This is a genomic window from Paenibacillus terrae (genome assembly GCF_000943545.1).
Taxonomy (GTDB): Bacteria; Bacillota; Bacilli; order Paenibacillales; family Paenibacillaceae; genus Paenibacillus; species Paenibacillus terrae_A.
In genome coordinates, this window is sequence record NZ_JTHP01000034.1 from 37,165 (window position 1) to 63,104 (window position 25,940).

The window sequence follows — 25,940 nt, forward strand, 5'->3', positions numbered from 1 at the left end:
GGTGTCAACATGAAAGGTATCTTAGGAAAAAAACTCGGAATGACTCAAGTGTTTACCCCTGAAGGTAACGTACTTGCTGTTACGGTTATCGAAGCGGGCCCTTGTGTTGTTCTGCAAAAGAAAGATCTGGAAAACGATGGATACGAAGCTATTCAACTCGGTTTCTCTGATAAAAAAGAAAAAAGATCCAATAAACCTGAAGCAGGACATGCGAAAAAGGCAAATACTGCACCTAAGCGCTACGTTCGTGAACTTCGTGGCATCGACCTTGCTGCGTACGAGGTTGGCCAAGAACTGAAGGCTGATGTCTTCACAGAAGGCGAATTCGTTGACGTAACAGGTATTTCTAAAGGTAAAGGTTTTGCCGGCGTTATCAAACGTTGGGGACAAAGCCGCGGACCAATGGCACACGGCTCGCGTTACCACAGAGGTCCAGGTTCGATGGGCTCCATTCAAGCTAATCGCGTTCCTAAAGGTAAACACCTGCCAGGACACATGGGGCATGAAACGGTAACGATCCAACGCCTTGAAGTTGTTAAGATCGATACAGAACGTAATGTATTGCTCGTGAAGGGCTCCATTCCAGGACCTAAAAACAGCTTCGTTAAAGTACTAGAAACGGTGAAAAAATAAACAACTGAAGAAAGGAGGAACACAAAATGCCAAAAGTAGCACTTTTTAATATTAGCGGCAGCCAAGTTGGCGAAATTGAATTGAACGACGCAGTATTCGGTATCGAACCGAATAAACACGTTCTTCATGACGCTGTTGTTATGCAATTGGCTTCCCTGCGTCAAGGTACTCACAAAGTAAAAGGACGTTCTGAAGTACGTGGTGGCGGACGTAAACCTTGGAAACAAAAAGGTACTGGCCGCGCTCGTCAAGGTTCGATCCGTGCACCGCAATGGGTTGGTGGCGGTACTGTATTTGGTCCGACTCCACGCAGCTATGCTTACAAATTGCCTAAAAAGGTTCGTCGCTTGGCGATCAAATCGGCTTTGTCTTCCAAAGTGATTGAGAATGAAATCATCGTATTGGACGCTCTTACACTGAACGGACCTAAAACGAAAGAATTCGCAGCCATTTTGAACAACCTTAAAGCTGACCGTAAAGCATTGGTCGTAGCTCCTAGCTATGATGATAATGTGGCTCTGTCCGCTCGTAATATTCCTGGTGTGAAGTTTGTATCCGCAGACGGCATTAATGTTCTTGACGTGCTTGGACACGACAAACTGATCATTACGAAGGAAGCAGTTCAGAAGGTAGAGGAGGTGCTCGCGTAATGAAGGATCCTCGTGATATTATCAAACGTCCGGTAATCACCGAACGTACGGCTGGTATGATGAATGACTTGAAATACGTTTTCGAGGTAGACATTCGTTCCAATAAAGTCGAAGTTAAAAAAGCAATCGAAGCGATCTTTAACGTGAAAGTAAGTAACGTAAACACGCTTCGTGTTCCTGCAAAACCAAAACGCTACGGCCGTCATTCCGGCTATACGAGCGAGTGGAAAAAAGCGTTCGTAACGCTGAGCAAAGACAGTAAGCCGCTTGAGTTTTTTGAAACGGTATAATTGAAACTGTAAAGTAAGGAGGGAAACTCAGTGCCAATTAAAAAGTATAAACCGACGTCCCCAGCCAGACGTGCTATGTCTGTATCTACTTTCGAGGAGATCACAACTAATCAGCCCGAGAAATCGTTGCTGGCGCCTCTGAGCAAGCAAGCTGGACGTAATAACCAAGGTAAAATTACGGTTCGTCATCATGGCGGTGGACACAAACGTAAATACCGTATTATCGACTTCAAACGTAACAAAGATGGAATACCGGGCCGCGTTGCTACGATCGAATATGATCCGAACCGTACGTCCAACATCGCACTTATCCACTATGTGGATGGTGAAAAACGTTATATCATCGCTCCTAAAGGTTTGAAAGTAGGGGACGAAGTGGTTTCCGGCGTAGGTTCCGATATCAAAATCGGTAACTGTTTACCTTTGGAGAACATTCCAGTAGGTACGGTTATCCACAACATCGAATTGAAACCGGGCAAAGGTGGTCAACTCGTTCGCGCTGCCGGTACGGAAGCCCAACTTCTTGGTAAAGAAGAGAAGTATGTAACAATTCGTTTGACTTCTGGTGAAGTTCGTCGCGTTCTGAAAGTTTGCCGCGCTACAATCGGTTCTGTTGGTAACGAAGACCATGAATTGGTGAAGATCGGTAAAGCCGGACGTAGCCGTTGGTTGGGACAACGTCCTGAAGTTCGTGGTGTTGTTATGAACCCTAATGATCACCCACACGGTGGTGGTGAAGGTCGCGCTCCAATCGGACGTAAATCTCCAATGTCTCCTTGGGGTAAACCAACCCTTGGTTACAAAACACGTAAAAAAGGCAAAGCATCTGATAAATACATCGTTCGTCGTCGTACTAAGTAATAAGACGTGCGCTTAAGTCGCACGTTAACATATTAAGGAACGACAACGTTTTAACGAAGGGAGGATTCATACATGGGTCGCAGTCTCAAAAAAGGACCATTCATTGATGGTTACTTGCTGAAAAAAGTAGAGGTTTTGAACGAATCGGACAAAAAAGTCGTGATCAAAACTTGGTCCCGTCGCTCTACAATTTTCCCACAATTTATCGGACATACGTTTGGTGTATACGATGGTCGTAAACACGTGCCAGTATACGTAACGGAAGATATGGTCGGACACAAATTGGGCGAATTCGCTCCAACACGTACCTATAAAGGCCATTCGGATGACGATAAAAAAACAAGAAGATAATCAACACAGCGTAGTGTTTGAGAGGAGGTAAACTCAATGGAAGCAAAAGCACATGCTAAATCCGTACGGATTTCCGCTCGTAAAGTTAAACTCGTTATCGATTTGATTCGCGGCAAGCAGGTTGGTGAGGCGATCGCAATTCTTCGCCATACTCCGAAATCCGCTTCTCCAGTCGTTGAGAAGCTGTTGAACTCTGCTATTGCAAATGCAGACCACAACTACTCTTTGGACGTGAACAAGTTGGTTGTATCGCAAGTTTTTGTGAACCAAGGTCCTACAATGAAACGGTTCCGCCCGCGTGCAATGGGACGTGCAAGCCGCATCAATAAACGCACCAGTCATATTACTTTGGTGGTATCTGAAAAATAAGGAGGGAAAACGTGTGGGCCAAAAGGTAAATCCAATCGGACTCCGAATCGGTATTATCCGTGATTGGGAATCCAAATGGTATGCAGGCAAAGATTTCGGTGATCTTTTGCTAGAAGACGTTAGAATTCGTGAACATCTGAAAAAAAGATTGAAAGATTCCGCTGTATCCCGTGTTGAAATCGAGAGAGCAGCTAACCGCGTCAACGTAACGATTCACACTGCGAAACCTGGTATGGTTATCGGTAAGGGTGGTTCCGAAGTTGAAAACTTGCGTAATGAAATTACTAAAATCGCAGGCGGTAAAAAGGTACACATCAATATCTCTGAAATTAAAAATCCTGAGCTGGATGCAATCTTGGTTGCTGAGAGCATTGCACAACAATTGGAACGTCGCGTTTCTTTCCGTCGTGCTTTGAAACAAGCGATTCAAAGAACTATGCGTTCTGGAGCAAAAGGAATTAAAACTCAAGTAGGCGGACGTCTTGGCGGTGCCGAAATCGCTCGTTCCGAAGGGTACAGCGAAGGAACAGTTCCACTGCATACGCTTCGTGCCGACATTGACTACGGTACAGCGGAAGCTCATACAACTTACGGCCGTATTGGCGTAAAGGTATGGATCTATCGTGGAGAGGTTCTTCCTCCAGCTAAGAAACAAGCTCCTCAGGAAGGAGGCAACTAATCATGTTGGTACCAAAACGCGTAAAACATCGTAAGCAACAACGTGGTCATATGAAGGGTCGTGCAAAAGGCGGCACTACACTGAACTTTGGTGAGTATGGTTTACAAGCTACTGAACCTGCATGGATTACTAACCGTCAGATCGAAGCTGCTCGTATTGCGATGACTCGTTACATCAAACGTGGTGGTAAGGTTTGGATTAAAATTTTCCCTGACAAACCAATTACTCAGAAGCCTCTTGAGGTTCGTATGGGTAGTGGTAAAGGTAACGTAGAAAAATGGGTTGCAGTAGTGAAGCCAGGTAAGATCATGTTCGAACTTGCTGGTGTTCCGGAAGAGATTGCTCGTGAAGCAATGCGTCTTGCCGCTCACAAACTGCCAATCAAAACTAAGTTTGTGAAACGTGAAGAATTGGGTGGTGAAGCAAATGAAGGCTAGTGAATTTCGCAACCTAACCACTGCTGAAATTGAACAAAAGATCTCTGGGTTCAAAGAAGAACTCTTTAACCTTCGTTTTCAACTCGCTACCGGTCAGCTTGATAACCCGACTCGGATCGGCGATGTACGTAAGGAAATTGCTCGTGCTAAAACCGTGATCCGTGAAAGAGAACTTGGGATTAGCTAAGATATCAGACTGGGTGGAGATTCCGCCTGTAATTAGGAAGGAGGCCAACAATGAGCGAACGTAATGCCCGTAAAGTGTTAGTCGGTAAAGTAGTCAGCGATAAAATGGACAAAACGATTGTGATTGCTGTAGAAACTTACAAAAAACATGATCTCTACCATAAACGCATTAAAGTAACAAAGAAATTCAAAGCTCATGATGAAAACAACACCGCACAAATCGGTGATACTGTTAAAATCATGGAAACTCGCCCTTTGTCCAAAGACAAAAACTGGAGACTGGTCGAAATCGTTGAAAAAGCTGTTATAATCTAATGTAGTGTAGTTTTTCCGAAAGGAGGATAAATAAATGATTCAACCATTTACACGTTTGACTGTAGCTGACAATTCCGGCGCGAAGGAACTGATGTGTATCCGTGTGCTCGGTGGTACGGGACGTCGTACGGCTCAAATTGGTGACCTGATCGTTTGTTCCGTAAAACAAGCAACACCAGGCGGCGTTGTCAAAAAGGGTGATGTAGTAAGAGCGGTTGTCGTTCGTACTAAACGTTCTATCCGCCGTAAAGACGGTTCCTACATCGGATTTGACGAGAACGCAGCAGTGGTCGTTAAAGAAGACAAGAGCCCACGTGGTACTCGTATTTTCGGACCAGTTGCTCGCGAGCTTCGTGACAAGGACTTCATGAAAATCGTTTCCTTGGCTCCGGAAGTGATCTAAATTCACCTTAAAATGTGCCCGTAGGAGGTGTACGAAATGCCAAAAGTGAAAAAAGTTCTGGAATCCCATAACAACAAGCTGCACGTCAAAAAAGACGATACTGTTCTGGTGATTACAGGTAAAGATAAAGGTAAAAAAGGTCGCGTTATCGCTGCTTACCCTCGTCAAAACCGTGTGCTTGTGGAAGGTGTTAACATGATTAAAAAACACCAAAAGCCTAATCAGCTGAATCCACAAGGCGGCATCATCGAGAAAGAAGCTCCGATTCACGTTTCCAACGTTATGCACATTGATCCGAAGAGCGGAAAAGTAACTCGTGTTGGTTACAAAGTATTGGACAACGGAAAAAAAGTGCGCATTGCAAAACGTTCTGGCGAAGTGATCGACTAATTAATTTTCAAAGAAAGGAGGTCTATGATTCATGGCAACAACAAGAATGAAAGAGCGTTTCTTGAAAGAAATCACTCCTGCCTTGATGCAGAAGTTTAGCTATACATCAGTAATGCAAGTGCCTAAAATCGAGAAAGTTGTAATCAACATGGGTGTTGGCGACGCAGTCCAAAACTCCAAAGTGCTCGATTCGGCTGTGAGCGACATGCAGTTGATCGCTGGTCAAAAACCAGTAATCACTCGCGCAAAAAAATCTATTGCAGGTTTTAAATTGCGTGAAAACATGCCGATCGGTGTTAAGGTAACACTTCGTGGCGAGCGTATGTATTATTTCTTGGACAAATTGTTCAATATCACGCTTCCTCGCGTACGTGACTTCCATGGTGTTTCAACAAAAGCTTTCGACGGACGTGGTAACTACACGCTTGGTCTGAAAGAACAATTGATCTTTCCGGAAATCGAGTACGATCAAGTTGATAAAGTTCGTGGTATGGACATCGTTATCGTAACGACTGCCAAAACTGACGAAGAGTCCCGTGAGCTTCTGACTCAACTGGGCATGCCTTTCGCAAAGTAATGTTGGCATAACGTTTTGGGCGTCTGATATAAGAGACACCCTGTTCTCCGAAACTATTTAGGAGGTGTCAGGCTAAGTGGCAAAAACTTCAATGAAAGTCAAACAACAACGCACACCAAAGTTTAAAGTTCGTGCTTATACTCGTTGCGAGCGTTGTGGTCGTCCACATTCGGTACTGCAAAAGTTTAAGATCTGCAGAATTTGCTTCCGTGAATTAGCTTATAAAGGCCAGATTCCTGGCGTGAAAAAAGCAAGCTGGTAAAAAGTCCTGTTTGGGAAGGAGGTTTATACACAATGACTATGTCTGATCCAATTGCAGATATGCTTACTCGTATTCGTAACGCGAACACAGTTCGTCACGAAACAGTAGAAATGCCTGCATCTACAATGAAAAAACAAATCGCTGACATCCTGAAACGTGAAGGATTCATTCGTGATGCGGAATTTGTTGAAGATAGCAAACAAGGGATCATCCGTGTTTTCTTGAAATACGGTGCAAACAACGAACGTGTTATTACAGGTTTGAAAAGAATCAGTAAACCAGGTCTTCGTGTTTACACGAAGAGCAACGAAATTCCACGCGTTCTGGGTGGACTCGGGATCGCAATCATTTCGACATCCAAAGGTATCATGACCGACAAAGAAGCGCGTCAGTCTAAAGCCGGCGGAGAAGTGGTTTGCTACGTTTGGTAAGATAACGTTTAAAAGATAGGAGGTGCAACAGATATGTCCCGTATTGGTCGTAAGCCAATCACAGTACCAAGTGGTGTTGACGTAACTTTGAACAACACAGCGATCACAGTTAAAGGTCCTAAAGGAACATTGACTCGTGAGCTTCATAAAGACATGTCCGTTACTGTGGAAAACAATGAAATCAACGTAATTCGTCCTTCGGACAACAAACTTCACCGCTCTTTGCATGGAACAACCCGCAGCGTTGTCAACAACATGGTAAGTGGTGTAACTGAAGGATTTTCAAAATCTCTGGAGCTGGTTGGGGTCGGATATCGTGCAAGCAAATCCGGAGATAAAATCGTTCTGAACGTTGGATACTCTCACCCGGTTGAAATCACACCGGAAGCGGGCATCGAATTCGAAGTTCCTTCGAACACTAAAATCATCGTTCGCGGAATTGATAAAGAGCGTGTAGGTGCCTATGCTGCTAAAATTCGTTCCGTTCGTGAACCTGAGCCGTACAAAGGTAAAGGGATTAAATACGAAGGCGAGCGCATCATTCGTAAAGAAGGTAAAGCCGGTAAGAAGAAATAAGTTTCTTACCGACTTTGTGCGGTCTTTCTGCCGGAAAGACTTCGTACTTCTTTTTTACCCAGTGCGTCTTAGTATAAAGATTTAAAAGGCAAACTGAAGGGAGTGAAAACTTAAGATGATTACAAAACAAGATAAAAATAAAGCACGTGTCAGAAGACATCTGCGTGTACGTAAGAAAATCGAAGGTACGGCTCTGCGTCCTCGTTTGAACGTATTCCGTTCTTCCAAACATATCTACGCACAATTGATTGATGATGTAGCTGGTGTAACATTGGTATCTGCATCCACTATGGATAAAGAACTGAGCAGTGAGATCAAAAACGGTGGTAGCGTAGAGGCAGCTAGTAAGGTTGGCGAACTCGTTGCTAAACGTGCAAAAGAAAAAGGTCATGCTAACATCGTATTTGACCGTGGTGGATACTTGTATCATGGACGGATTCAGGCTTTGGCTGATGCAGCTCGCGAAGCAGGCCTTGAATTCTAAGACATTTCTCAAAAGGAGGTTAACGACTTGCGTGTAGATCCGAACACTTTGGAACTGACTGAAAGAGTAGTAAATATTAATCGTGTAGCTAAAGTTGTCAAAGGCGGACGCCGTTTCAGCTTTAGTGCTCTGGTAGTAGTAGGCGACGGTAACGGCTGGGTAGGCGCCGGAATCGGTAAAGCTGGCGAAGTACCTGATGCGATTCGCAAAGGTATTGAAGATGCTAAGAAAAACTTGGTTCACGTTCCGCTTGTAGGAACAACTATTCCTCACCTTGTTACAGGTAAGTTCGGTGCTGGCCGGGTTCTGTTGAAACCGGCATCGGAAGGTACTGGAGTTATCGCTGGCGGTCCGGTTCGTGCTGTACTGGAACTTGCTGGTGTAGGTGATATCTTGACAAAATCTCTGGGTTCTTCGAATTCCATGAACATGGTCAATGCGACATTGGAAGGTTTGTCCCGCTTGAAACGCGCTGAAGAAGTTGCAAAATTGCGCGGCAAATCCATCGAAGAGCTGCTGGGCTAAGGAGGGAATGTCATGGCGAAATTAGAAATTACCCTCGTTCGTTCGTTGATCGGTCGTCCTGGTACTCAAAGAACGACTGTTAAAACGCTCGGCTTGCGTAAAATCAACCATAAAGTAATTCAACCCGACAATCCAGCGATTCGCGGGATGATCAATCAAGTTAGCCATTTGGTTTCTGTTAAAGAAATCGAGGCATAGGAAATAAAGCATTTTAACAATAATCAAGGAGGTGCAACGAACGATGAAGTTACATGAGCTTTCCCCAGCTCCAGGCTCCCGCAAAGAACGTAAACGTTTGGGTCGTGGTCCTAGTAGCGGTACGGGTAAAACTTCTGGTCGTGGTCATAAGGGTCAAAACGCTCGTTCCGGCGGTGGTGTACGTCCGGGCTTCGAGGGTGGTCAAAACCCACTGTATCGTCGCTTGCCTAAACGCGGTTTCGTAAATCCTACTCGTAAAGAGTATGCGGTTTTGAATATCGAAGATTTGAACAGTTTTGCAGCGGGTACAGAAGTAAGCCCTGAGTTTTTGCTGAACAATGGCATTGTGAAAAACGCGAAATCCGGAATTAAAATTCTGGGTAACGGTGAAATCACTGTAAAATTGACAGTTAAAGCGAACAAGTTCTCTCAATCTGCGGTAGAGAAAATTGAAGCTGCCGGCGGTAAAACCGAGGTGATCTAATGTTCAAGACCCTGAAAAATATATGGCGGGTTGAGGATCTTAGAACCCGAATCCTGTTTACCCTGTTTATACTGTTGGTATATCGTATTGGCTCCTTCGTGCCGGTTCCCGGCGTGAACAAGCAAGTCTTTACTTCTCAGGATCAGGCAGGAAGCGAGTTGTTTGGACTCCTTAACACCTTCTCAGGGGGCGCTTTGTATCAATTCTCGATCTTCGCCCTCGGGATTATGCCATATATTACAGCGTCCATCATTGTACAGTTGCTGTCAATGGACGTTATTCCGAAACTTGCGGAATGGGCTAAACAAGGAGAGCATGGTAAAAAGAAGTTGGCTCAACTTACACGGTATGGTACGGTAATACTGGGCTTGATTCAAGCATTCGGAACGTCGATCGGCTTTAACCGACTGTATGGTGCAGCGATGATTCCAGGAGCGACTTTTGCAGATTATCTGGTAATAGCTATTGTACTTACAGCAGGAACTACGTTCCTTATGTGGCTAGGTGAGCAAATTACCGAAAAGGGAATCGGCAACGGTATCTCTATCGTTATCTTTGCAGGGATCGCGGCAGGTATTCCAAGACATATTCGGACGGTTGTAGAATCCCAGTTTATTCAGGCAGATCAATTGTTTATGAATATTCTGAAGGCAATTATTATTGCCTTGGTGATTATTCTGATTATTGTGGGTGTTATCTACATCCAGCAAGGTATTCGGAAAATCCCGGTACAATACGCTAAACGTGTAGTTGGTAACAAAATGTACGGTGGCCAGAATACGCATATTCCGATGAAAATTAATGCGGCAGGCGTTATTCCGGTAATCTTTGCGGTATCATTGCTGCAATTCCCGACAATTATTGCGAGTTTTTGGGCAGATCATGCTTGGGCGAAGTGGGTTACCACTTACTTGTATTATGACAAGCCGCTGGGTATGGTTTTGTATGTCGTAATGATTATCGGTTTCACATTCTTCTATACCTTTGTACAGATGAATCCGCAGCAAATGGCCGACAATATGAAGAAAAACGGCGGTTATATTCCGGGAATTCGCCCGGGTAAAGCCACGGAGAAATACCTGACACGAGTAATGTCACGTTTGACAATGACAGGAGCTTTGTTCCTGGCAGTCATATCCGTATTGCCGGTATTCTTCGGTTCGCTTTCGGGCTTGCCTCGTTCCGTGCAAATTGGCGGTACTTCATTGCTCATCATTATCGGTGTAGCATTGGATACGATGAAGCAGATCGAAAGCCAACTGATCAAACGCCATTACAAAGGCTTCATCAACAAATAGGCAACAGGTTCCGGCTTAGGATGTTCGCATACTTACCGGCACCTTTTGTGCTGTTTCTTGTGTAGGGGTCGTCTTGAGGAGTGACAGATTGTGAATATTTTAATCATGGGCCCTCCGGGGGCTGGTAAAGGTACACAAGCAGATGTCATTGTGAAGGAATTCGGCATTCCTCATATCTCGACAGGTGACGCGTTTCGCCTGGCGATGAAACAGGGAACACCTATTGGCATTAAAGCCAAGGAATATATCGACAAGGGTGAACTTGTTCCGGATGACGTAACGATTGGTATCGTTGAAGAACGGCTGCAACAGCCGGACTGTAAGAAAGGTTTCTTGCTGGACGGTTTTCCTAGAACTTTAGCTCAGGCTGAAGCCTTGGATCAAATTTTGGGGCGTTTAAATACGAAGCTTGATGACGTCATCAACCTGAAAGTGGATCGTGACAAATTGTTGGTACGAATCACGGGACGGCGGGTTTGCAAAACCTGTGGATCTAGCTATCATGTTGTCTTTAATCCTCCTAAGGTTGAAGGCATTTGCGATAAAGACGGCGGGGAGCTCTACCAGCGCCCTGACGACAACGAAGATAGCGTAAGAACACGGCTTGACGAATATAGTAATAAAACAGCACCACTCCTCACGTTTTATGAGAACCAGAATCTTCTGCGTCATATTGACGGAGAACAGGATATTGATGTGGTTTCCCAAAATATCGTGTCCTTGTTGCGGGGTTAGCTGTAATGATCATTTGCAAGTCGGGGACGGAATTAAGCTTTATGAGGAAAGCTGAGAGAGTGGATTCGGAAACGGATCATTTCTTGGCGGAACACATCGAGCCCAGTATTACGACCGGTGAACTTGATCATTTAGCTGATCGGTATATTCGCAGTCAAGGAGCTGTGCCGTCTTTTAAAGGTTATAACGGTTTTCCTGCCAGCATTTGCGCTTCAGTCAACGAACAACTGGTGCACGGATTTCCCGGCAAACGCAAGTTAAACAAAGGCGATATCATCGCAAAGACTCGCCAGTTTACAATGTCGCATGCCATTCGGCAATATATTGAGAATCCAAACCGTGGTATTCCCGAACAGGGGCCGAGGCTGAAAACCGGCATGGTGCTGGCTATTGAACTCATGGTTCATATAGGTTCTCGCCATGTGGGGGCGCTGGAAGACAACTGGACGGTCGTAACGGTGAACGTGGCCTCTCGTGCTCGTAACGAGCAAGCGGTGGCGGTCACAACGGACGGCATGGACATTTTCACGAAACTGAGTGCGTAGGTGATTTGAATGATTCAGCAAGGAAACCTGCAAATCGGTCAGCTGGTGAAGATTCTGAAAGGCAGAGATGTCGGACAGATTGCGGTTGTCGTTTCTATAGCGGATAGCAGGTTTGTATATATTGCGGATGGGGACAAACGAAAGTTTGATCAGGCGAAGAAGAAAAACGTTCTTCATCTGATGCCTCAACCCAAGATTAGTAGCGAGGTTGTAAACAGTTTAAACGAAAGCGGTCGGGTGACAAACGGAAAGCTGCGTCATGCAGTGAAGACTTTCCTGGAGTCGTCCGAATACCAAGCTGAAGAGAAAGGAGACTGACTTTGGCCAAAGAAGATGTCATTGAGGTTGAAGGTACGGTAATCGAGCCACTGCCGAACGCTACGTTCAAGGTAGAGCTGGAGAACGGTCATCAAATTCTTGCTCATGTTTCCGGAAAGCTGCGGATGCACTTTATCCGTATTTTGACAGGCGACAAGGTGGTTGTACAGTTATCGCCTTACGATTTAACTAAAGGCCGTATTACGTACCGCAAGTAATTCATGTAGGTTTAATTAAACGTATGTCATTTAAAAAAACTTGTTTTGCTCGGCAAAACGATGTGAATGTTCACGAAGCGAGTTTTACCAGGGTAAAGCTTGGAGGAGGTAATCAACATGAAGGTAAGACCTTCTGTAAAACCTATTTGCGAGAAATGCAAAGTCATTCGCCGTAAAGGGAATGTAATGGTTATTTGCGAAAATCCGAAACACAAACAAAAACAAGGTTAATAGAAGGGGGTGTAGCGTAAAATGGCTCGTATAGCTGGTGTGGATTTGCCACGTGACAAACGCGTTGAGATCGCCTTGACTTACATTTTCGGAATCGGTAAAACGACTTCTCAGAAAATTTTGAAGGAAACAGGCATCAGTGCAAACACGCGTGTTCGTGATTTGACTGAAGATGAAGTGAGCAAATTACGTGAAACGATCGACAAAGAAGTTAAAGTAGAAGGCGATCTGCGTCGTGAAATTTCCTTGAATATTAAACGTCTGACTGAGATTGGCTGCTACCGTGGTGTTCGTCACCGTCGTGGATTGCCTGTTCGCGGACAACGTACCAAAACTAATGCTCGTACCCGTAAAGGTCCTCGTCGGACTGTAGCGAACAAAAAGAAATAAGAAGGGAGGATAACATTCAATGGCTAAACCGAAAAAAGTTGTACGTACAAAACGCCGTGACCGTAAAAATATCGAGACTGGCGTGGCACACATCCGTTCCACGTTCAACAACACGATCGTTACGATCACAGATCCACACGGTAACGCAATCTCTTGGGCCAGCTCAGGCGGCATGGGATTCCGTGGTTCCCGTAAATCTACTCCATTCGCAGCTCAAATGGCCGCAGAAACAGCTGCTAAAGCTGCAATGGAACACGGCATGAAGACTGTCGAAGTCATGGTTAAAGGACCAGGCGCAGGACGCGAAGCAGCAATCCGCTCTTTGCAAGCAGCTGGACTGGAAGTTAACCTGATTAAAGACGTAACTCCGGTACCTCATAACGGATGCCGTCCTCCAAAACGTCGTCGCGTCTAATGAGATTTCTCCTCTGCGTGTAGTATAAATCCGGCACAAACTGCCAAGAATGGATGTTTAGGCATACTGCATGATAGACTATGGATAAGGTGAATGTTTCATATAGGAGCGACGTTTTGAAGGAGGGATATTGCAGTGATAGAAATCGAAAAGCCGAAAATTGAGACGGTAGACGTCAATGATGATGGCACCTATGGAAAATTCGTAGTAGAACCGCTGGAACGCGGGTACGGTACGACGCTAGGAAACTCGCTTCGCCGTATTCTGTTATCCTCGTTACCTGGGGCAGCAGTCACATCGGTTCAGATCGATGGAGTTTTGCACGAATTTGCAACGGTTCCCGGTGTGAAGGAAGACGTAACGGAGATCATACTGAACCTGAAAGCTTTATCGCTTAAAATCCACTCGGATGAAGAGAAGGTACTCGAAATCGATGCGGAAGGCGAAGGAGTTGTAACGGCAGGAGATATCCGTGCGGACAGTGATGTGGAAATTCTTAATCCGGATCTTCACATTGCTACGCTCGGACCGGGTTCGAGACTTCACATGCGTATTTTCGCCAATCGCGGTCGCGGTTACGTTAAGCAGGATCGGAATAAACGTGATGACCAGCCGATCGGCGTCATTCCCGTCGACTCCATCTACACTCCGATTTCACGCGTGAACTATGGCATAGAAAATACGCGTGTCGGCCAGGTTACGAATTATGACAAGCTGACACTTGAGGTTTGGACTGACGGAAGTATCCGCCCTGAGGAAGCAGTAAGCCTTGGAGCAAAAATTTTGACCGAGCATGTGATGTTGTTCGTAGGTCTAACCGACGAAGCAAAAGATGCGGAAATTATGGTCGAAAAAGAAGAAGACAAGAAAGAAAAAGTTCTTGAAATGACGATCGAAGAGCTGGATCTCTCCGTCCGTTCCTATAACTGCCTTAAGCGCGCTGGTATCAATACGGTACAAGAACTCACTACTAAATCTGAAGAAGATATGATGAAGGTCCGCAACCTGGGCCGCAAATCTTTGGAAGAAGTACAAGAGAAGCTCGAGGAACTTGGTTTAGGACTTCGTACGGAAGAATAGTACAGCAACGTTTTTGTGAAGGAGGGGAAACTACATGGCATACCAAAAATTGGGCCGTAACTCCAGTGCCCGTAAAGCTTTGTTTCGTGATTTGGTAACCGATTTGTTCTTGTACGAGCGTATCCAAACTACTGAGGCTAAAGCGAAAGAAGTTCGTTCTATTGCTGAAAAACTGATCACCAAAGCGAAAAAAGGAGATCTGCACGCACGCCGTCAAGTGGCTGCGTTCGTTCGCCGTGAAACTTTGGATGGTGAGCAGGATGCAATCCAAAAGCTGTTTAGCGAATTGGCTACACGTTACACCGAGCGTCCAGGTGGATACACTCGTATCCTGAAATTGGGACCTCGTCGTGGCGATGCCGCTCCAATGGTATATCTGGAACTGGTTGACCGCGCGTAAACAGGCGAAGATGAGGGAAGGGTGGACAGAATCAGCTTGATTCTGAACAACCCTTTTTTTCTCTTGGAGGAGTCCTTGAGGGGCTTCTCCTTTGTTATGTACGGTTATTCCTTATAAGGCCAGTGAATACCCCGCAAAGGTGTGAGAGACATGCGGAACTTGTGCATGAAGGTGAACTATGACGGAACCCGCTATGATGGCTTTCAGACGCAGCCCAGTGGTAATACCATTCAGGACTATCTTGAAAATGCTATTTACTCATTGACGGGCGAACGTCTAAAAATCACAGGCTCAGGCCGCACAGACGCAGGTGTACATGCATATGGACAGGTATTCAATTTTCATACTGAATCACCGATCCCGATACAGCGCTGGTGTCTGGCACTCAATGCCTGGCTGCCTCGTGATATCATCGTTACGGATGCGAAAGAGGTGCCGTTGTCCTTTCATGCACGCCGTATGGCGAAGCGGAAGACGTATCGGTACAGCATTAATGCGAACCGATTTCCGGACATCTTTCACCGTCGTACACAGGCACATCACCCGACGAGTTTGGATATACGAGCGATGGAGGAAGGGCTGGCCCATTTGATCGGCACTTTTGACTATACATCGTTCGCATCCCGACGTTCCCAGAAAACGAACCATGTCCGTACAATTTACGAAGCTTACATGACGGTAGACCATTCCTTTTCACGTCCGGGTTCGGATGATCAGGGAATTATCCATACCTATATTACAGGCAGCGGATTTTTACAGCACATGGTTCGGATCATTATGGGAACTTTGCTGGAAGTGGGAGAAGGCAAAAAATCGCCGGATGATATTCCTTCCATTTTAGAAGCCAAGAATCGCTCAAAGGCCGGTCCTACGGCTGTTGGACATGCTTTAACCCTCTGGAATGTGGAGTACGACGAAAACATCAAAAAACATTGATTTTACCCTTGCAGAATTGATGGTTATCCTGTAATATAAAAGTTGTGTTTTCTTAATGGCTTTCCCACAGCCCCAATTAAGACGATCACTTTCAAACAACATCTAATCCATCAATAATGCAGCAACTTAACGAACGAAGATAAATGATGATTTCTGTTAACGAACTTAAGGAGGAAACTTTTCATGCGTACTACGTATATGGCGAAGCCAAATGAAGTTGAGCGCAACTGGCACATCATTGATGCCGAAGGCAAAACGCTCGGCCGTCTGGCAAGCGAAGCGGCTGCGTTGATTCGCGGCAAACACAAGCCACAGTTTACACCACATGTGGACACAGGTGATTTTGTTGTTGTAATCAATGCGGAGAAAATCGTATTGACTGGTAAAAAAATGGAGAAGAAGAAATACTACCGTCACTCCCTGCATCCGGGTGGTCTGAAAGTAACGGTTGCACAAGACATGGTTAAGAACAAACCTGAGCGTATGCTGGAACTGGCTGTTCACGGTATGCTTCCTAAAACTCGTCAAGGCGAGAAAATGAAGCTGAGACTTAAAGCTTACAAAGGCGCAGAGCATCCACATGCAGCACAAAAACCTGAAGTTTACGAACTTCGCGGATAATTAAAAGGGAGGACAGTTTCATGGCACAAGTACAATACTATGGGACAGGTCGTCGTAAACATTCGGTAGCTCGTGTTCGTCTCGTACCGGGTGAAGGACGCATTGTCATCAACAAGCGTGATATTAATGAATATTTCGGTTTGGAAACACTCAAATTGATCGTAAAACAACCATTGAACCTGACTGAAACAGTGGGTAGCTATGACGTACTCGTTATCGCTCATGGTGGTGGTATCTCTGGTCAAGCGGGCGCAATCCGCCACGGTATTTCCCGTGCTCTGCTGAAAGCAGATCCGGAATTCCGTCCAGCTTTGAAAAAAGCAGGCTTCCTGACTCGTGACCCACGTATGAAAGAACGTAAAAAATACGGTCTCAAAGCCGCTCGTCGTGCTCCACAGTTCTCGAAACGTTAATATTTCGAATACAGAAGAACCTTTTCCTTATGGAAAGGGTTCTTTTTTTGCTGTTATAAATATTTTTTTGAAAATATCCACATGTGGATAAGTGCTACAGCTATCCTAACTAGAACGTTTGATTCATCCTCAACCCTTCATGTAACCAGATAGTAAAGTGTAGGAGTGAATTATAAAGCCGTATGGGTACAAAATAACCGCCTTGATTGCAAGGAACACTCGAAGTTGTCCACGTTGTATCAAAGGCAGTTATGTTATGCACAATCGTATTTGTTTATTTCAAATTCAGTTATCCCGTTGTGTTCATAACCTGTGACTAAATATGATAAGAAGTGAATACTCAACATACTTCCGTATAATCGTCTTAGCTTAGCGCAGTTACACGTCTATAGTTCGGTTTCCACATGAGTTCACGAAGCGACTGCTCTGTATGATCTAGTTGGACACTGGCTACAGCATTTGCAGCGGCAGTAAACATACTTCCAGTGATCGCCTTGGCCTGTACTGCAATCGCGCCAAGCCCCAATCCTGGGAACACAAATGCATTGTTCGATTGTCCAAGCTCATAAACCGTCCCGTCATTGATGATAGGCTCAAAGGGGCTTCTAGTAGCGATAAGCGCCCTACCTTGTGTCCAGCAGATCAGATCCTCTGGAATTGCCTCTGCGAACGCTGTAGGGTTAGACATAGGCATAATGATAGGCCGTTCAACGTGGTTAGCCATTTCTTTTATAATTTTCTCTGAGAAAGCCCCGTGGACACCTGAGGTGCCGATCAGTATAATAGGCTTAATCTGACGAATGACCTCAAGCGGAGTAATTTTACCGTCATCGGACCGTGCCCATGAACGTACTTCGTCTTCGGAACGTAGATAGGGCTTTTGAAAATCCAATATATTCTCCATCCCCTCGGTTAACAGCCCTCGGTAATCATAAGTCCAAAAACGTTGGCTACTTTCCTTCTCAGATAGTCCTTGCTTCATCATAGCATCTCGAATTTGGTCGGTATTTCCAATTCCTGCAGCACCGGGACCAAAAATAAGAATACGTTGCTTCTGCAACGGAATTCCCGTCACCTTTAACGCCGAAATAACAGCTGCTAATGTAACCGCACCCGTTCCTTGTATGTCATCATTAAACGTAAAAATATGTTCTCCGTACTTTTCCATAATATTGCGAGCATTAACATTGCCCATATCTTCCCAATAAAGAAGTGCCTTTGGGAACTGTCTCAATGTATGCTGTACAAACGCATCAATAAAACGGTCATACTGCACTCCACGCACCCGCTGTTGTCGATTACCGATGTAGAGAGGGTCCTGTAGCAGTTTTTCATTGTTCGTTCCGACATCTAAGACGACAGGCAGCACACGCCCCGGATTAATACTAGCTGCCGCTGTATACACCGCTAACTTACCTATGGCGATGTTAATGCCTCCCACACCCTAATCCCCGATGCCCAGTATGCTTTCGGAGTCAGTAACCACGATTAAGTCTACATCGTCAGCGCTCAATTGCGTGTTGGCAAAAGCCTGTGCGATGCCGTCCACATTATTAATGGAAAGATATACCCCACCGGGACGGTGATACTCATGGCTGTATTCCTGAATAGCCTGACCTACGGTTGGTGTATAGACGATCGGAAGCATTTCGCTAAAGGTGATCGTATGCAGACGATAGTATAAGACCACATTCCGATGATACAAGTCATTTAGCGAAGCATTCTTACGTAGCATGGTTGGTTAAGCGAGAAACTGCTTTTACGCACGTTCGGCCTGCTCTTCCAAAGTCAGGACCGTCGGAGGCAGTATACCTTCAAGCCCCAACTCCTTCCGTTCATTCGGTGTAAAGGCGACACCCTTGTTTAAAAGCGGATTGGCGAGTACATCTTTTCCTTTGAGCGGAGTAGCGAGCGAACCGTCTTCGTTGACGTAAAAAGCTTCCATTCAAGCAAACCTTCTTTCTTTGACTAATTACTTTTAGTTGCCAAGTAACTTTAGGATCATTCCCAAATGAACTGTATAAGAATATTTTATATAAAGTCAATGAACCTGGTCGGATACGAAGGATAGGGTTATAGAATGCTGACAGAACAACGATCCTGCTAATTTCAGGCTTGAAAATGGTTATCTCAGGCCCACATACTGTGGATTGACAATGAATATGAAAGTTTTATACTTTATTTATTCTTATTAGTTTAGTCGGCTTTTGGAATATGGTACTTATTTATGAATTTTCAGACGGAGGCGTATTAATAATGAACTTATTGGAGAAAGAAGCATTGATTAAGGTCAAGGCAATTGAGCTGGAAGAGGCTACGCCCGAGGAAATTATCCAGTATGCTGTTCATACATTCCCCAATCTAACCTTTGCTTGTAGCTTTGGGGCGGAGGATGTAGTGCTTGTAGATATGCTGCAAAAAATTAGTCCCTCCAGTGATGTTTTTTATTTGGACACTGACTTTCATTTTCAAGAAACGTACGATACGCGTGATCAGATGAAGGAAAAATACAACATGGATTTTGTGCGGGTATCTCCCTTAATTACTCCAGAAGAGCAAGCGGCCAAGCATGGAGAAGAGCTTTGGAAATCAGATCCCAACACATGCTGTGGTATACGTAAAGTAGAGCCGCTTACACGTATTTTATCGCAATACGATGCATGGATTACTGGCATTCGCCGAGATCAGGCTCCTACCCGTGCAAATGCAAAAAAGATTGAGTATGACGAAAAGTTCGGTCTCGTTAAATTCAATCCTTTGGCAAGCTGGACATCAGAGGACGTGTGGAACTATATTCATACGCATGAAGTGCTGTATAATCCGCTACATGATCGTAACTATCCCAGCGTCGGTTGTGAGCAGTGCACGCGTGAAGTCCTTCCGGGCGAAGATCCTCGTGCTGGACGCTGGTCAGGTAATGAGAAAACGGAGTGTGGACTCCATCAATAACGATACACAATTAGCTGTGAATGGAATTTATGAACAGAAAGGAAGTGCATTATGACTGCAATTCTCCCGCATGGTGGAACGCTTATAGATAGAATCATTACAGGTTCAGAGCAAAAAACACTTTTGCAGGCCGCCCGTGAATTGTTTCCTATCCGTGTAAATTCGTGGACTATTTCCGATCTGGATTTGATTGGAGTGGGGGCATTTTCTCCGCTGACAGGGTTTATGAACGAAGCCGACTATCGGTCAGTGGTAGCGGATATGCGTCTTGCCGATGGTACAGTCTGGAGTATCCCCATTACGCTTGCGGTTACGGAGAGCATAGCCGGGGAACTGACATTAGGGCAACAGGTCGCTCTAGTGGGCGAAACGGACGGTACCATTTATGCTGTACTTGATATTGAGAGTATATATCAGGTTGATCAGGCAGAGGAGGCCAGACGTGTATTCAAGACGAATGATCCGGCGCATCCTGGTGTCAAAAAACTTTTGGAGCGACCAACTACTTATGTAGGGGGATCTGTACAGGTATTGAATCGGCCAGAACCCGCGCAATTTGGTGAGTTTTATTACACACCGGCGCAGACGCGCAATCATTTTGCTGAAAAAGGCTGGAAAACAGTAGTAGGATTCCAAACGCGTAATCCCGTACACCGGGCGCATGAGTATATCCAAAAAAGCGCGATGGAGATTGTAGATGCGTTATTTCTGAATCCGCTCGTTGGTGAAACCAAGTCAGATGACGTTCCAGCAGATGTGCGGATGAAGAGCTATCTGGTGCTGCTGGACAACTATTATCCGGCTGACCGTACTTTTCTGGGTGTGTTTCCTGCTGCCATGCGATATGCTGGTCCGAGAGAGGCCATTTTTCATGCGATTGTGCGGAAGAACTACGGTTGTACCCATTTTATTGTAGGAAGGGACCATGCGGGTGTAGGAGACTATTACGGCACATACGAAGCACAGGACATTTTCAGAAACTTCACACCTGAGGAACTGGAGATCGCCCCGTTGTTCTTCGAACACAGCTTTTATTGCACCCGATGTGGAAATATGGCCTCTAGCAAAACATGCCCTCATCCCAAGGAACATCATTTGACGCTTTCAGGCACCAAAGTTCGGGAATTGTTACGTTCGGGGGTTTGTCCGCCGCCTGAATTTACACGACCGGAAGTCGCCCAAGTGTTGATTGAAGGTATGAAAGAATTTGTTCATTCCTGAGTTGTACTATTTACACGCCTCGTCCCATATAGATCATTAGTATCTGTATAGGGACGGAGGCGTTTTGTTATGCAAAAAAACAATCGTAAACACCAGGTTACACTGTGGATTCGTTATAGGACGCTGAAAAAAATATTGCTGGGCTGTTGTCTCGCCGTTCTGTTTATCACGCTGGCTCTATATGAGATACCTGCTTCGAGAGCCTGGACCCATTGGAGTCTTCCGCTTACCGGTAAAGTAATTGCCATAGATGCAGGACATGGAGGGCCCGATGGAGGGGCTGTCAGCAAAGAAGGTGTCATTGAGAAGGACATTAATCTGGCGATTGCCTTTTTTTTGCGAGATTATTTGCAGCAGGCAGGAGCCGTTGTCGTCATGACTCGGGAGGCTGACCGTGATCTGGCACAGCAAGAAACCAGGGGCTATGCGAGAAGAAAAACGGAGGACCTGAAGCAGCGTGTACGCATGATTGAGGAGCATAAAGCGGATCTCTTTTTAAGTATTCACATGAACAGCATCCCGTCGAGCCGCTGGAGTGGAGCCCAAACCTTTTACGTCCCTAATCATGCGGATAACGAAAATTTGGCCTCCCTCATTCAGGAGGAGATTAAACGCAACCTGGAGAACACAAACAGAGTGGCCAAGACGGTGAATACGGTATATTTGCTCAAGGCCCTCAAAATGCCATCAGCCCTCGTAGAAGTCGGCTTCTTATCCCATCCAGAGGAAGCCAGACGACTGAGTGACGAGACCTATCAGAGACAGGTGGCGGCAGCAATATACAAGGGAGTGTTGCGTTATAGCGCTGGGGAAAAGAGGTCATCGTCAGCATCTGAGGTCAGATAGTGGTATACTGTAAGTGTTTACAACTACGTAAATTCATTGAAGCAGAGGTGCTGATTATTCATGCAATCCAGAGAGCAAGTTATAGAGCTACTTCAACAGGTACGAGAGCCTCACACGGGTCATCGTTTGGTCGATCTTCATTTTATTCGGGATGTTGTTATTAAAGAGGATCGTGTATCCTTGACCGCGATTAGTCTGAACCCAGAGGAAGGGGCGAGGGTAGAGCTGGAGAGGGAAATCAGACAGACGTTGGAAGGAGCGGGGCTGAACCATATTCATATTCGTATCCGTGAAGCGTCTGAGCATGAAAGATCCGCCATTCAGACTGGAGAGAATGCGGAGGAAGTGGCTGACCCGGTTTTGACCAAGGGACATGCTGTTGGTATGGAAGAACATGAGCTGCTGGATCCGGCATCTGGCGTACGATTTATTGCGATTGCCAGCGGAAAAGGCGGTGTCGGTAAATCGACGGTGGCTGTAAATTTAGCGGCTGCTTTGGCTAGACAGGGCAAACGTGTGGGTTTGATTGATGCCGACATTTATGGATTTAGCGTACCGGATATGATCGGAGTCGAGGACGTTCCTACCGTAGAAGACGGTATTATTCAGCCGGTGGAGCGATTTGGCATCAAGATTATGTCTATGGGCTTTTTTGTCAGGGAGAACAACCCCGTGATTTGGAGAGGTCCCATGCTGGGAAGAATGCTCAGACAGTTTTTTAGCGATGTGGAATGGGGCAAGCTGGATTATATGATTCTTGATTTACCACCGGGAACCGGGGATGTAGCGCTTGATGTACACCAGATGATCCCTCAGAGTGAAGAAATTATTGTGACTACCCCTCATGCCACGGCAGCCTTTGTCGCCGCACGTGCAGGAGCAATGGCGCTCCAAACGGATCATAAGGTCATTGGCGTTGTGGAGAACATGTCCTATTATGTATCCTCTACCGGAGAGAAGGACTATGTTTTCGGCCGTGGAGGTGGGGCAATGCTGGCGGACACCCTTCATACAAAGCTGCTGGCGCAAATTCCGCTGGGTATTCCAGATAACCATCCGTCAGAGGCGGATTTCTCACCATCTGTATATAAATCCGAATCGGCAACGGGAGCGATCTATAACGATATCGCCACTCAAATTACGACGCTACACGCCGAATCTGAATAAGAAAAAAAGGCTGGTTGCTGAACCAGCCTTTTTATTATTGACCTCCTTGTCCGCCGCTGCTATCACCACTACCGCCACCTTGTTTTTCACCGCTTGATCCGTCTTGACCACCACTTTTTTTCTCAACCTTGGGTTGAAGCTCTTCTTGTACGACAGTTTTGAGTAAATTCATGACCTCAAGTCGGAAAATAGGATTCTGCATCGCATCGTGCATAACCGTCATAGATTGTTTGCGGTATTCAGGGGTTTTAGTTAAATCCATATACATTTTGGTCAGTTCTGGAGATTTGAGCATCGCCTCAATAGATTTTTGATAAGAAGGGTCTTTAATAAGTTGCATATGAAGTTGCTTACTTTGGCTGTTGATGGCCTTGGCAAATTCACCGGCAAAGCGCGGATCAGTCATAATTTTTTCGATTTCCTTTTTGTATTCCGGAGAAACCAAGGTATCCTTGACTGCGATTTTCATCTGTTCTGCTGACTGTGTGGGCATAATCATTTTCATCCCCATACTGCCGCCGCCGGAACCTCCCCCAGATCCACCGCTTTCGCTGCCTTGACCGGATTGCCCTTCTTTGGAGGAACTGCTTTCTCCCGTCAAAGCCTCCTCCACTGCTTTTTTCCCGTCATCGCTTTTTAAAATATCGACAACCATCGTTTTCATTTCTTTATAGCTGTTCTGGGGAGGCGCGGAGCTCTGGTCCGAACCACAGCCGGTCAGCGCAACGCCCAGTACGCATATCATGCTGACTAATCGCAAACGAGTCCAATTCATGGCCGTATTCCTCCTTCATCATGAATGTGGATAGTATGCGAATGGATAAGGTGAAATATGTCGCCTGACTTTTGGTTTTTTGTTGAGAACGTTGTAAAATAACTCCTTAAAGCCCCAGGGCCTGATCACGAACCTCTTTGCCTTTTACTGTGCCCTGTTGAAGCAACTCGGATACAGTTACGAATTCATAACCTTGCGCACGCAATTTGTCGATAATGGCGGGTAGCGCTTCATGAGTTTGTTTACAAGAATCACTGGCATGCAGAAGAACAATGTCGCCGGGATGTGCTTTCTTCACAACACGGTCAATAATGACCTGAGTACCTGGGTTTTTCCAATCTAAAGAATCCGTGTCCCACTGGATTGTTTTGTAGCCTAAAGTGCTAGCAATCTGAAGGACCCTTTTGTCGAAATCACCATTAGGCATACGGATCAGTTTGGGGGGCTGTCCCGTCAGCTCAGTCAACGTGGTGTGAGCTGTTGAAATCTGCTTACGAATGTCCTCATCGCTTAGACTGCTGTAATTTTCATGTTTATGTCCATGGCTGCCGATCTCATATCCGCTGTCTTTAATCCGATTCACAAGCTCCGGATGCGTTTTACTCCATGGGGAAGAAAGAAAGAAGGTGGACTTGGTCACTTTTTTGTCCTTGAGAACCTTTAGGATGGGTTCAGTACGCTTATCTCCCCAACTAATGTCAAAGGTAAGAGCGATCAGCTTTTTGTCTGTGGGTACACTATAAATGGCCGCTGGTGCTTCCTCGGAAAAAACGGTAACATTATCGGTTTCAACATAAATAACCCCAATAGCGAAAATGGCCGCCGCCGCTACGATAAAGAACCGTTTAATTTTTTTGCCGTTCAGTACATAGAAAAAAGAATTCATGGTTAATAACGCCCCTTTCATCATAGAAGTGCTTGTTTACTTAAAGCTATGCCTGGGGTTGTCAATTATGCCATTGGACTAACAGGAGGGATTGATCTGATGGGATTAAAAGCATTTCTTCACGATTTACACACGACAAGACGGTTGATTTTAGTTTCCGCATTTCTGTTTTGCATAAGTATTGTGGTGGGTTGGTTAAGTACAGGCGCTATTCAATCCATATTGGCTCAACAAATGGCAGGGTTGGGGGAAGTGGCTCAGCGTTTACAACAGTCTGAACATCCTCAATGGAGCTTTTTTGTGTTCATCTTTTTCAATAATGCGATCAAGTGTGTGCTGGTTATATTTATCGGGGCTTTATTTGGAATCGTACCGATTGTATTTTTGATTATGAATGGGATGGTTTTGGGGTTTGTCGTACACTTACAGGCGGATATGGGCAGAAGCTTATATGAGGTTATTGTAAAAGGACTTCTTCCGCACGGGGTGATTGAATTACCTGTTTTAATTATCGCCTGTGCTTTCGGTTTGAAGTTTGGGGGGCAAGTAATGTCCTCGATCGGTGTAGGCATAGGTTTGAAACGAAAAGGGCTTGCCCAAACGTGGGAGCTCTTTATGAAACAGACGTTGAGGGTGTCTATATGGTCCGTTGTTCTGCTGCTTATTGCAGCTGCAATCGAGAGTGGAATAACATATCGTTTAATGTCACATTAAAATATTATGGTCGGTTATTTATATTTTTCCTGAAAATTGAACATAACAAAGGGGAGAGCCAAAGAGAAAACATGGAATTAAATCCGAATAAGTTTGAAACCTTAGCAGTTGAGTTTAAAAACAGGTAAAGACTGGAACAATAGTTGAACGAATATAAGCACTATATAATAAGCTGATAAGGGAGTATGATCATATGCTGGGAATGCTGTTTAACGAAAAAGAATGCAAGGAACTGGATTATGTTCTTCGTAAGGAACTTGATGAAATGCTGCTTGATATGAGCGATACCCGATTGGATCAGGATATTCGTTATGCGATAGCGCTTCGGTATAAAACAGTTTTCCGCATGTATGCCCGCTTTGCACCCGCCAAGGAACTATCCAAATATGCCCGTAGAGGGCGCGTCCCGCAAACCAAACAATAAAAGATATAAGAACCAACTTATAAATCCAGAGATATCAGGAAGTAAACTCTTAAGAAGTTTATACTTTCTGATATCAAAATAAGTATTGACTCTATTTAGGATTCATGGTAAATTAATTTTCGTTCCTTTTTGAGGAATTTGCTCGAAAAAAGAAATTTAAAAAAACTCTTGCAAATCTCAAAAAGTAATGATATATTATAAAGGTCGCCACTGAGACGCGGTGATGAAAGAGAGTAAGAACGAAAACAAGAGAACAA

At 45.2% G+C, this 25,940-nt stretch carries 41 protein-coding genes and 1 pseudogene; 39 read left to right on the forward strand and 3 right to left on the reverse strand.

What is annotated here, in order from left to right:
* Positions 1–9 precede the first annotated feature (9 nt).
* The 33 genes from rplC to rpsI all read left to right on the forward strand — a co-directional run bounded on the left by rplC (position 10) and on the right by rpsI (position 16,701).
* On the forward strand, positions 10–633 hold the full coding sequence (gene rplC / locus QD47_RS16695; protein WP_013312161.1) for a 50S ribosomal protein L3: 624 nt from the start codon (positions 10–12) through the stop codon (positions 631–633).
* 26 nt (positions 634–659) lie between these two features.
* Entirely contained in the window at positions 660–1,283 is a 624-nt protein-coding gene (gene rplD, locus QD47_RS16700) for a 50S ribosomal protein L4 (protein ID WP_044647208.1), read from the forward strand.
* Complete coding sequence (rplW, locus tag QD47_RS16705) at positions 1,283–1,573, forward strand: 50S ribosomal protein L23 (RefSeq protein WP_013312159.1); 291 nt, start codon at positions 1,283–1,285, stop codon at positions 1,571–1,573. Before rplD ends, rplW begins: the two co-directional genes overlap by 1 nt.
* Positions 1,574–1,603: 30 nt before the next feature.
* Entirely contained in the window at positions 1,604–2,434 is an 831-nt protein-coding gene (gene rplB, locus QD47_RS16710; protein WP_044647209.1) for a 50S ribosomal protein L2, read from the forward strand.
* A 72-nt stretch (positions 2,435–2,506) separates the two neighbouring features.
* A complete protein-coding gene (gene rpsS, locus QD47_RS16715; RefSeq protein ID WP_044647210.1) occupies positions 2,507–2,785 on the forward strand; it encodes a 30S ribosomal protein S19 in 279 nt (92 codons plus the stop codon).
* 36 nt (positions 2,786–2,821) lie between these two features.
* Positions 2,822–3,154: a 50S ribosomal protein L22 gene (gene rplV, locus QD47_RS16720; protein WP_013312157.1), complete on the forward strand. Its 333-nt coding sequence runs from the start codon at positions 2,822–2,824 to the stop codon at positions 3,152–3,154.
* Between the two features lie 13 nt (positions 3,155–3,167).
* Positions 3,168–3,833: a 30S ribosomal protein S3 gene (rpsC, locus tag QD47_RS16725; protein ID WP_044647211.1), complete on the forward strand. Its 666-nt coding sequence runs from the start codon at positions 3,168–3,170 to the stop codon at positions 3,831–3,833.
* 2 nt (positions 3,834–3,835) lie between these two features.
* Entirely contained in the window at positions 3,836–4,270 is a 435-nt protein-coding gene (gene rplP, locus QD47_RS16730; protein WP_007432576.1) for a 50S ribosomal protein L16, read from the forward strand.
* Entirely contained in the window at positions 4,260–4,457 is a 198-nt protein-coding gene (rpmC, locus tag QD47_RS16735) for a 50S ribosomal protein L29 (RefSeq protein ID WP_014278310.1), read from the forward strand. The genes rplP and rpmC overlap by 11 nt, the downstream gene beginning before the upstream one ends.
* A gap of 50 nt (positions 4,458–4,507) precedes the next feature.
* Positions 4,508–4,771, forward strand: a complete 264-nt coding sequence (rpsQ, locus tag QD47_RS16740) for a 30S ribosomal protein S17 (RefSeq protein WP_007432574.1) — start codon at positions 4,508–4,510, stop codon at positions 4,769–4,771.
* A 34-nt stretch (positions 4,772–4,805) separates the two neighbouring features.
* Positions 4,806–5,174 carry a 50S ribosomal protein L14 gene (gene rplN / locus QD47_RS16745; RefSeq protein ID WP_007432573.1) on the forward strand — a complete coding sequence of 123 codons (369 nt, stop codon included), beginning with the start codon at positions 4,806–4,808 and terminating at the stop codon, positions 5,172–5,174.
* Positions 5,175–5,210: 36 nt separating this feature from the next.
* A complete protein-coding gene (gene rplX / locus QD47_RS16750; RefSeq protein ID WP_013312155.1) occupies positions 5,211–5,564 on the forward strand; it encodes a 50S ribosomal protein L24 in 354 nt (117 codons plus the stop codon).
* 31 nt (positions 5,565–5,595) lie between these two features.
* The gene (gene rplE, locus QD47_RS16755; RefSeq protein ID WP_025685933.1) at positions 5,596–6,141 is read left to right on the forward strand and encodes a 50S ribosomal protein L5; all 546 of its coding nucleotides are present in this window, start codon (positions 5,596–5,598) and stop codon (positions 6,139–6,141) included.
* 76 nt (positions 6,142–6,217) lie between these two features.
* Positions 6,218–6,403 (forward strand): type Z 30S ribosomal protein S14, encoded by a 186-nt coding sequence (locus QD47_RS30860; RefSeq protein ID WP_013312154.1) that lies wholly within the window; start codon positions 6,218–6,220, stop codon positions 6,401–6,403.
* Positions 6,404–6,435: 32 nt separating this feature from the next.
* Entirely contained in the window at positions 6,436–6,834 is a 399-nt protein-coding gene (rpsH, locus tag QD47_RS16760; protein WP_014278308.1) for a 30S ribosomal protein S8, read from the forward strand.
* 33 nt (positions 6,835–6,867) lie between these two features.
* On the forward strand, positions 6,868–7,410 hold the full coding sequence (rplF, locus tag QD47_RS16765; RefSeq protein WP_014278307.1) for a 50S ribosomal protein L6: 543 nt from the start codon (positions 6,868–6,870) through the stop codon (positions 7,408–7,410).
* Positions 7,411–7,525: 115 nt separating this feature from the next.
* Positions 7,526–7,894 (forward strand): 50S ribosomal protein L18, encoded by a 369-nt coding sequence (gene rplR / locus QD47_RS16770; RefSeq protein WP_044647212.1) that lies wholly within the window; start codon positions 7,526–7,528, stop codon positions 7,892–7,894.
* Positions 7,895–7,921: 27 nt separating this feature from the next.
* Entirely contained in the window at positions 7,922–8,419 is a 498-nt protein-coding gene (rpsE, locus tag QD47_RS16775) for a 30S ribosomal protein S5 (protein WP_013312151.1), read from the forward strand.
* A gap of 12 nt (positions 8,420–8,431) precedes the next feature.
* A complete protein-coding gene (rpmD, locus tag QD47_RS16780) occupies positions 8,432–8,617 on the forward strand; it encodes a 50S ribosomal protein L30 (RefSeq protein WP_014278305.1) in 186 nt (61 codons plus the stop codon).
* 43 nt (positions 8,618–8,660) lie between these two features.
* A complete protein-coding gene (gene rplO / locus QD47_RS16785) occupies positions 8,661–9,101 on the forward strand; it encodes a 50S ribosomal protein L15 (protein ID WP_013312149.1) in 441 nt (146 codons plus the stop codon).
* The gene (gene secY, locus QD47_RS16790; protein ID WP_044647213.1) at positions 9,101–10,399 is read left to right on the forward strand and encodes a preprotein translocase subunit SecY; all 1,299 of its coding nucleotides are present in this window, start codon (positions 9,101–9,103) and stop codon (positions 10,397–10,399) included. Before rplO ends, secY begins: the two co-directional genes overlap by 1 nt.
* A gap of 90 nt (positions 10,400–10,489) precedes the next feature.
* Positions 10,490–11,134, forward strand: a complete 645-nt coding sequence (locus QD47_RS16795; RefSeq protein ID WP_014278303.1) for an adenylate kinase — start codon at positions 10,490–10,492, stop codon at positions 11,132–11,134.
* A 5-nt stretch (positions 11,135–11,139) separates the two neighbouring features.
* Positions 11,140–11,679, forward strand: a complete 540-nt coding sequence (locus tag QD47_RS16800; RefSeq protein WP_044647214.1) for a M24 family metallopeptidase — start codon at positions 11,140–11,142, stop codon at positions 11,677–11,679.
* Positions 11,680–11,688: 9 nt separating this feature from the next.
* Entirely contained in the window at positions 11,689–11,997 is a 309-nt protein-coding gene (locus tag QD47_RS16805; protein ID WP_014278301.1) for a KOW domain-containing RNA-binding protein, read from the forward strand.
* Between the two features lie 2 nt (positions 11,998–11,999).
* Entirely contained in the window at positions 12,000–12,215 is a 216-nt protein-coding gene (gene infA, locus QD47_RS16810) for a translation initiation factor IF-1 (RefSeq protein ID WP_006212898.1), read from the forward strand.
* Positions 12,216–12,332: 117 nt separating this feature from the next.
* Entirely contained in the window at positions 12,333–12,446 is a 114-nt protein-coding gene (gene rpmJ, locus QD47_RS16815; protein WP_003333770.1) for a 50S ribosomal protein L36, read from the forward strand.
* Between the two features lie 21 nt (positions 12,447–12,467).
* Positions 12,468–12,836 carry a 30S ribosomal protein S13 gene (gene rpsM, locus QD47_RS16820; protein WP_007432560.1) on the forward strand — a complete coding sequence of 123 codons (369 nt, stop codon included), beginning with the start codon at positions 12,468–12,470 and terminating at the stop codon, positions 12,834–12,836.
* A gap of 19 nt (positions 12,837–12,855) precedes the next feature.
* Positions 12,856–13,251 (forward strand): 30S ribosomal protein S11, encoded by a 396-nt coding sequence (gene rpsK, locus QD47_RS16825; RefSeq protein WP_013312144.1) that lies wholly within the window; start codon positions 12,856–12,858, stop codon positions 13,249–13,251.
* A gap of 135 nt (positions 13,252–13,386) precedes the next feature.
* Complete coding sequence (locus QD47_RS16830; RefSeq protein WP_014278300.1) at positions 13,387–14,331, forward strand: DNA-directed RNA polymerase subunit alpha; 945 nt, start codon at positions 13,387–13,389, stop codon at positions 14,329–14,331.
* 34 nt (positions 14,332–14,365) lie between these two features.
* Positions 14,366–14,731, forward strand: a complete 366-nt coding sequence (rplQ, locus tag QD47_RS16835) for a 50S ribosomal protein L17 (RefSeq protein ID WP_013312143.1) — start codon at positions 14,366–14,368, stop codon at positions 14,729–14,731.
* Between the two features lie 150 nt (positions 14,732–14,881).
* Complete coding sequence (gene truA, locus QD47_RS16840) at positions 14,882–15,667, forward strand: tRNA pseudouridine(38-40) synthase TruA (RefSeq protein ID WP_044647215.1); 786 nt, start codon at positions 14,882–14,884, stop codon at positions 15,665–15,667.
* A gap of 183 nt (positions 15,668–15,850) precedes the next feature.
* A complete protein-coding gene (gene rplM / locus QD47_RS16845) occupies positions 15,851–16,288 on the forward strand; it encodes a 50S ribosomal protein L13 (RefSeq protein ID WP_014278298.1) in 438 nt (145 codons plus the stop codon).
* A 20-nt stretch (positions 16,289–16,308) separates the two neighbouring features.
* Complete coding sequence (gene rpsI / locus QD47_RS16850) at positions 16,309–16,701, forward strand: 30S ribosomal protein S9 (protein WP_013312140.1); 393 nt, start codon at positions 16,309–16,311, stop codon at positions 16,699–16,701.
* Between the two features lie 364 nt (positions 16,702–17,065).
* Here rpsI and QD47_RS16855 read toward each other — a convergent pair.
* Positions 17,066–18,646, reverse strand: a pseudogene (locus QD47_RS16855) (NAD-dependent malic enzyme).
* A 311-nt stretch (positions 18,647–18,957) separates the two neighbouring features.
* Here QD47_RS16855 and QD47_RS16860 point away from each other — a divergent pair.
* The 4 genes from QD47_RS16860 (at position 18,958) to QD47_RS16875 (ending at position 22,884) form a co-directional block, all read left to right on the forward strand.
* A complete protein-coding gene (locus QD47_RS16860; RefSeq protein ID WP_044647216.1) occupies positions 18,958–19,650 on the forward strand; it encodes a phosphoadenylyl-sulfate reductase in 693 nt (230 codons plus the stop codon).
* A 51-nt stretch (positions 19,651–19,701) separates the two neighbouring features.
* The gene (gene sat, locus QD47_RS16865; RefSeq protein ID WP_044647217.1) at positions 19,702–20,871 is read left to right on the forward strand and encodes a sulfate adenylyltransferase; all 1,170 of its coding nucleotides are present in this window, start codon (positions 19,702–19,704) and stop codon (positions 20,869–20,871) included.
* 69 nt (positions 20,872–20,940) lie between these two features.
* Positions 20,941–21,717 (forward strand): N-acetylmuramoyl-L-alanine amidase CwlD, encoded by a 777-nt coding sequence (gene cwlD, locus QD47_RS16870; protein WP_044647218.1) that lies wholly within the window; start codon positions 20,941–20,943, stop codon positions 21,715–21,717.
* A 60-nt stretch (positions 21,718–21,777) separates the two neighbouring features.
* Positions 21,778–22,884, forward strand: coding sequence for an Mrp/NBP35 family ATP-binding protein (locus QD47_RS16875; protein ID WP_044647219.1), 1,107 nt, complete (start codon positions 21,778–21,780; stop codon positions 22,882–22,884).
* 34 nt (positions 22,885–22,918) lie between these two features.
* Here QD47_RS16875 and gerD read toward each other — a convergent pair whose 3' ends face one another.
* Positions 22,919–23,659: a spore germination lipoprotein GerD gene (gerD, locus tag QD47_RS16880; RefSeq protein WP_044647220.1), complete on the reverse strand. Its 741-nt coding sequence runs from the start codon at positions 23,657–23,659 to the stop codon at positions 22,919–22,921.
* Between the two features lie 106 nt (positions 23,660–23,765).
* Positions 23,766–24,545: a polysaccharide deacetylase family sporulation protein PdaB gene (gene pdaB / locus QD47_RS16885; RefSeq protein WP_044647221.1), complete on the reverse strand. Its 780-nt coding sequence runs from the start codon at positions 24,543–24,545 to the stop codon at positions 23,766–23,768.
* Between the two features lie 99 nt (positions 24,546–24,644).
* On the opposite strand from pdaB, the gene QD47_RS16890 reads away from it, so the two are divergent.
* Together QD47_RS16890 and QD47_RS16895 are read left to right on the forward strand one after the other, a co-directional pair.
* Entirely contained in the window at positions 24,645–25,259 is a 615-nt protein-coding gene (locus QD47_RS16890; RefSeq protein WP_044647222.1) for a stage II sporulation protein M, read from the forward strand.
* Positions 25,260–25,452: 193 nt separating this feature from the next.
* Positions 25,453–25,683 (forward strand): hypothetical protein, encoded by a 231-nt coding sequence (locus tag QD47_RS16895; RefSeq protein WP_013312131.1) that lies wholly within the window; start codon positions 25,453–25,455, stop codon positions 25,681–25,683.
* Positions 25,684–25,940: the final 257 nt, after the last annotated feature.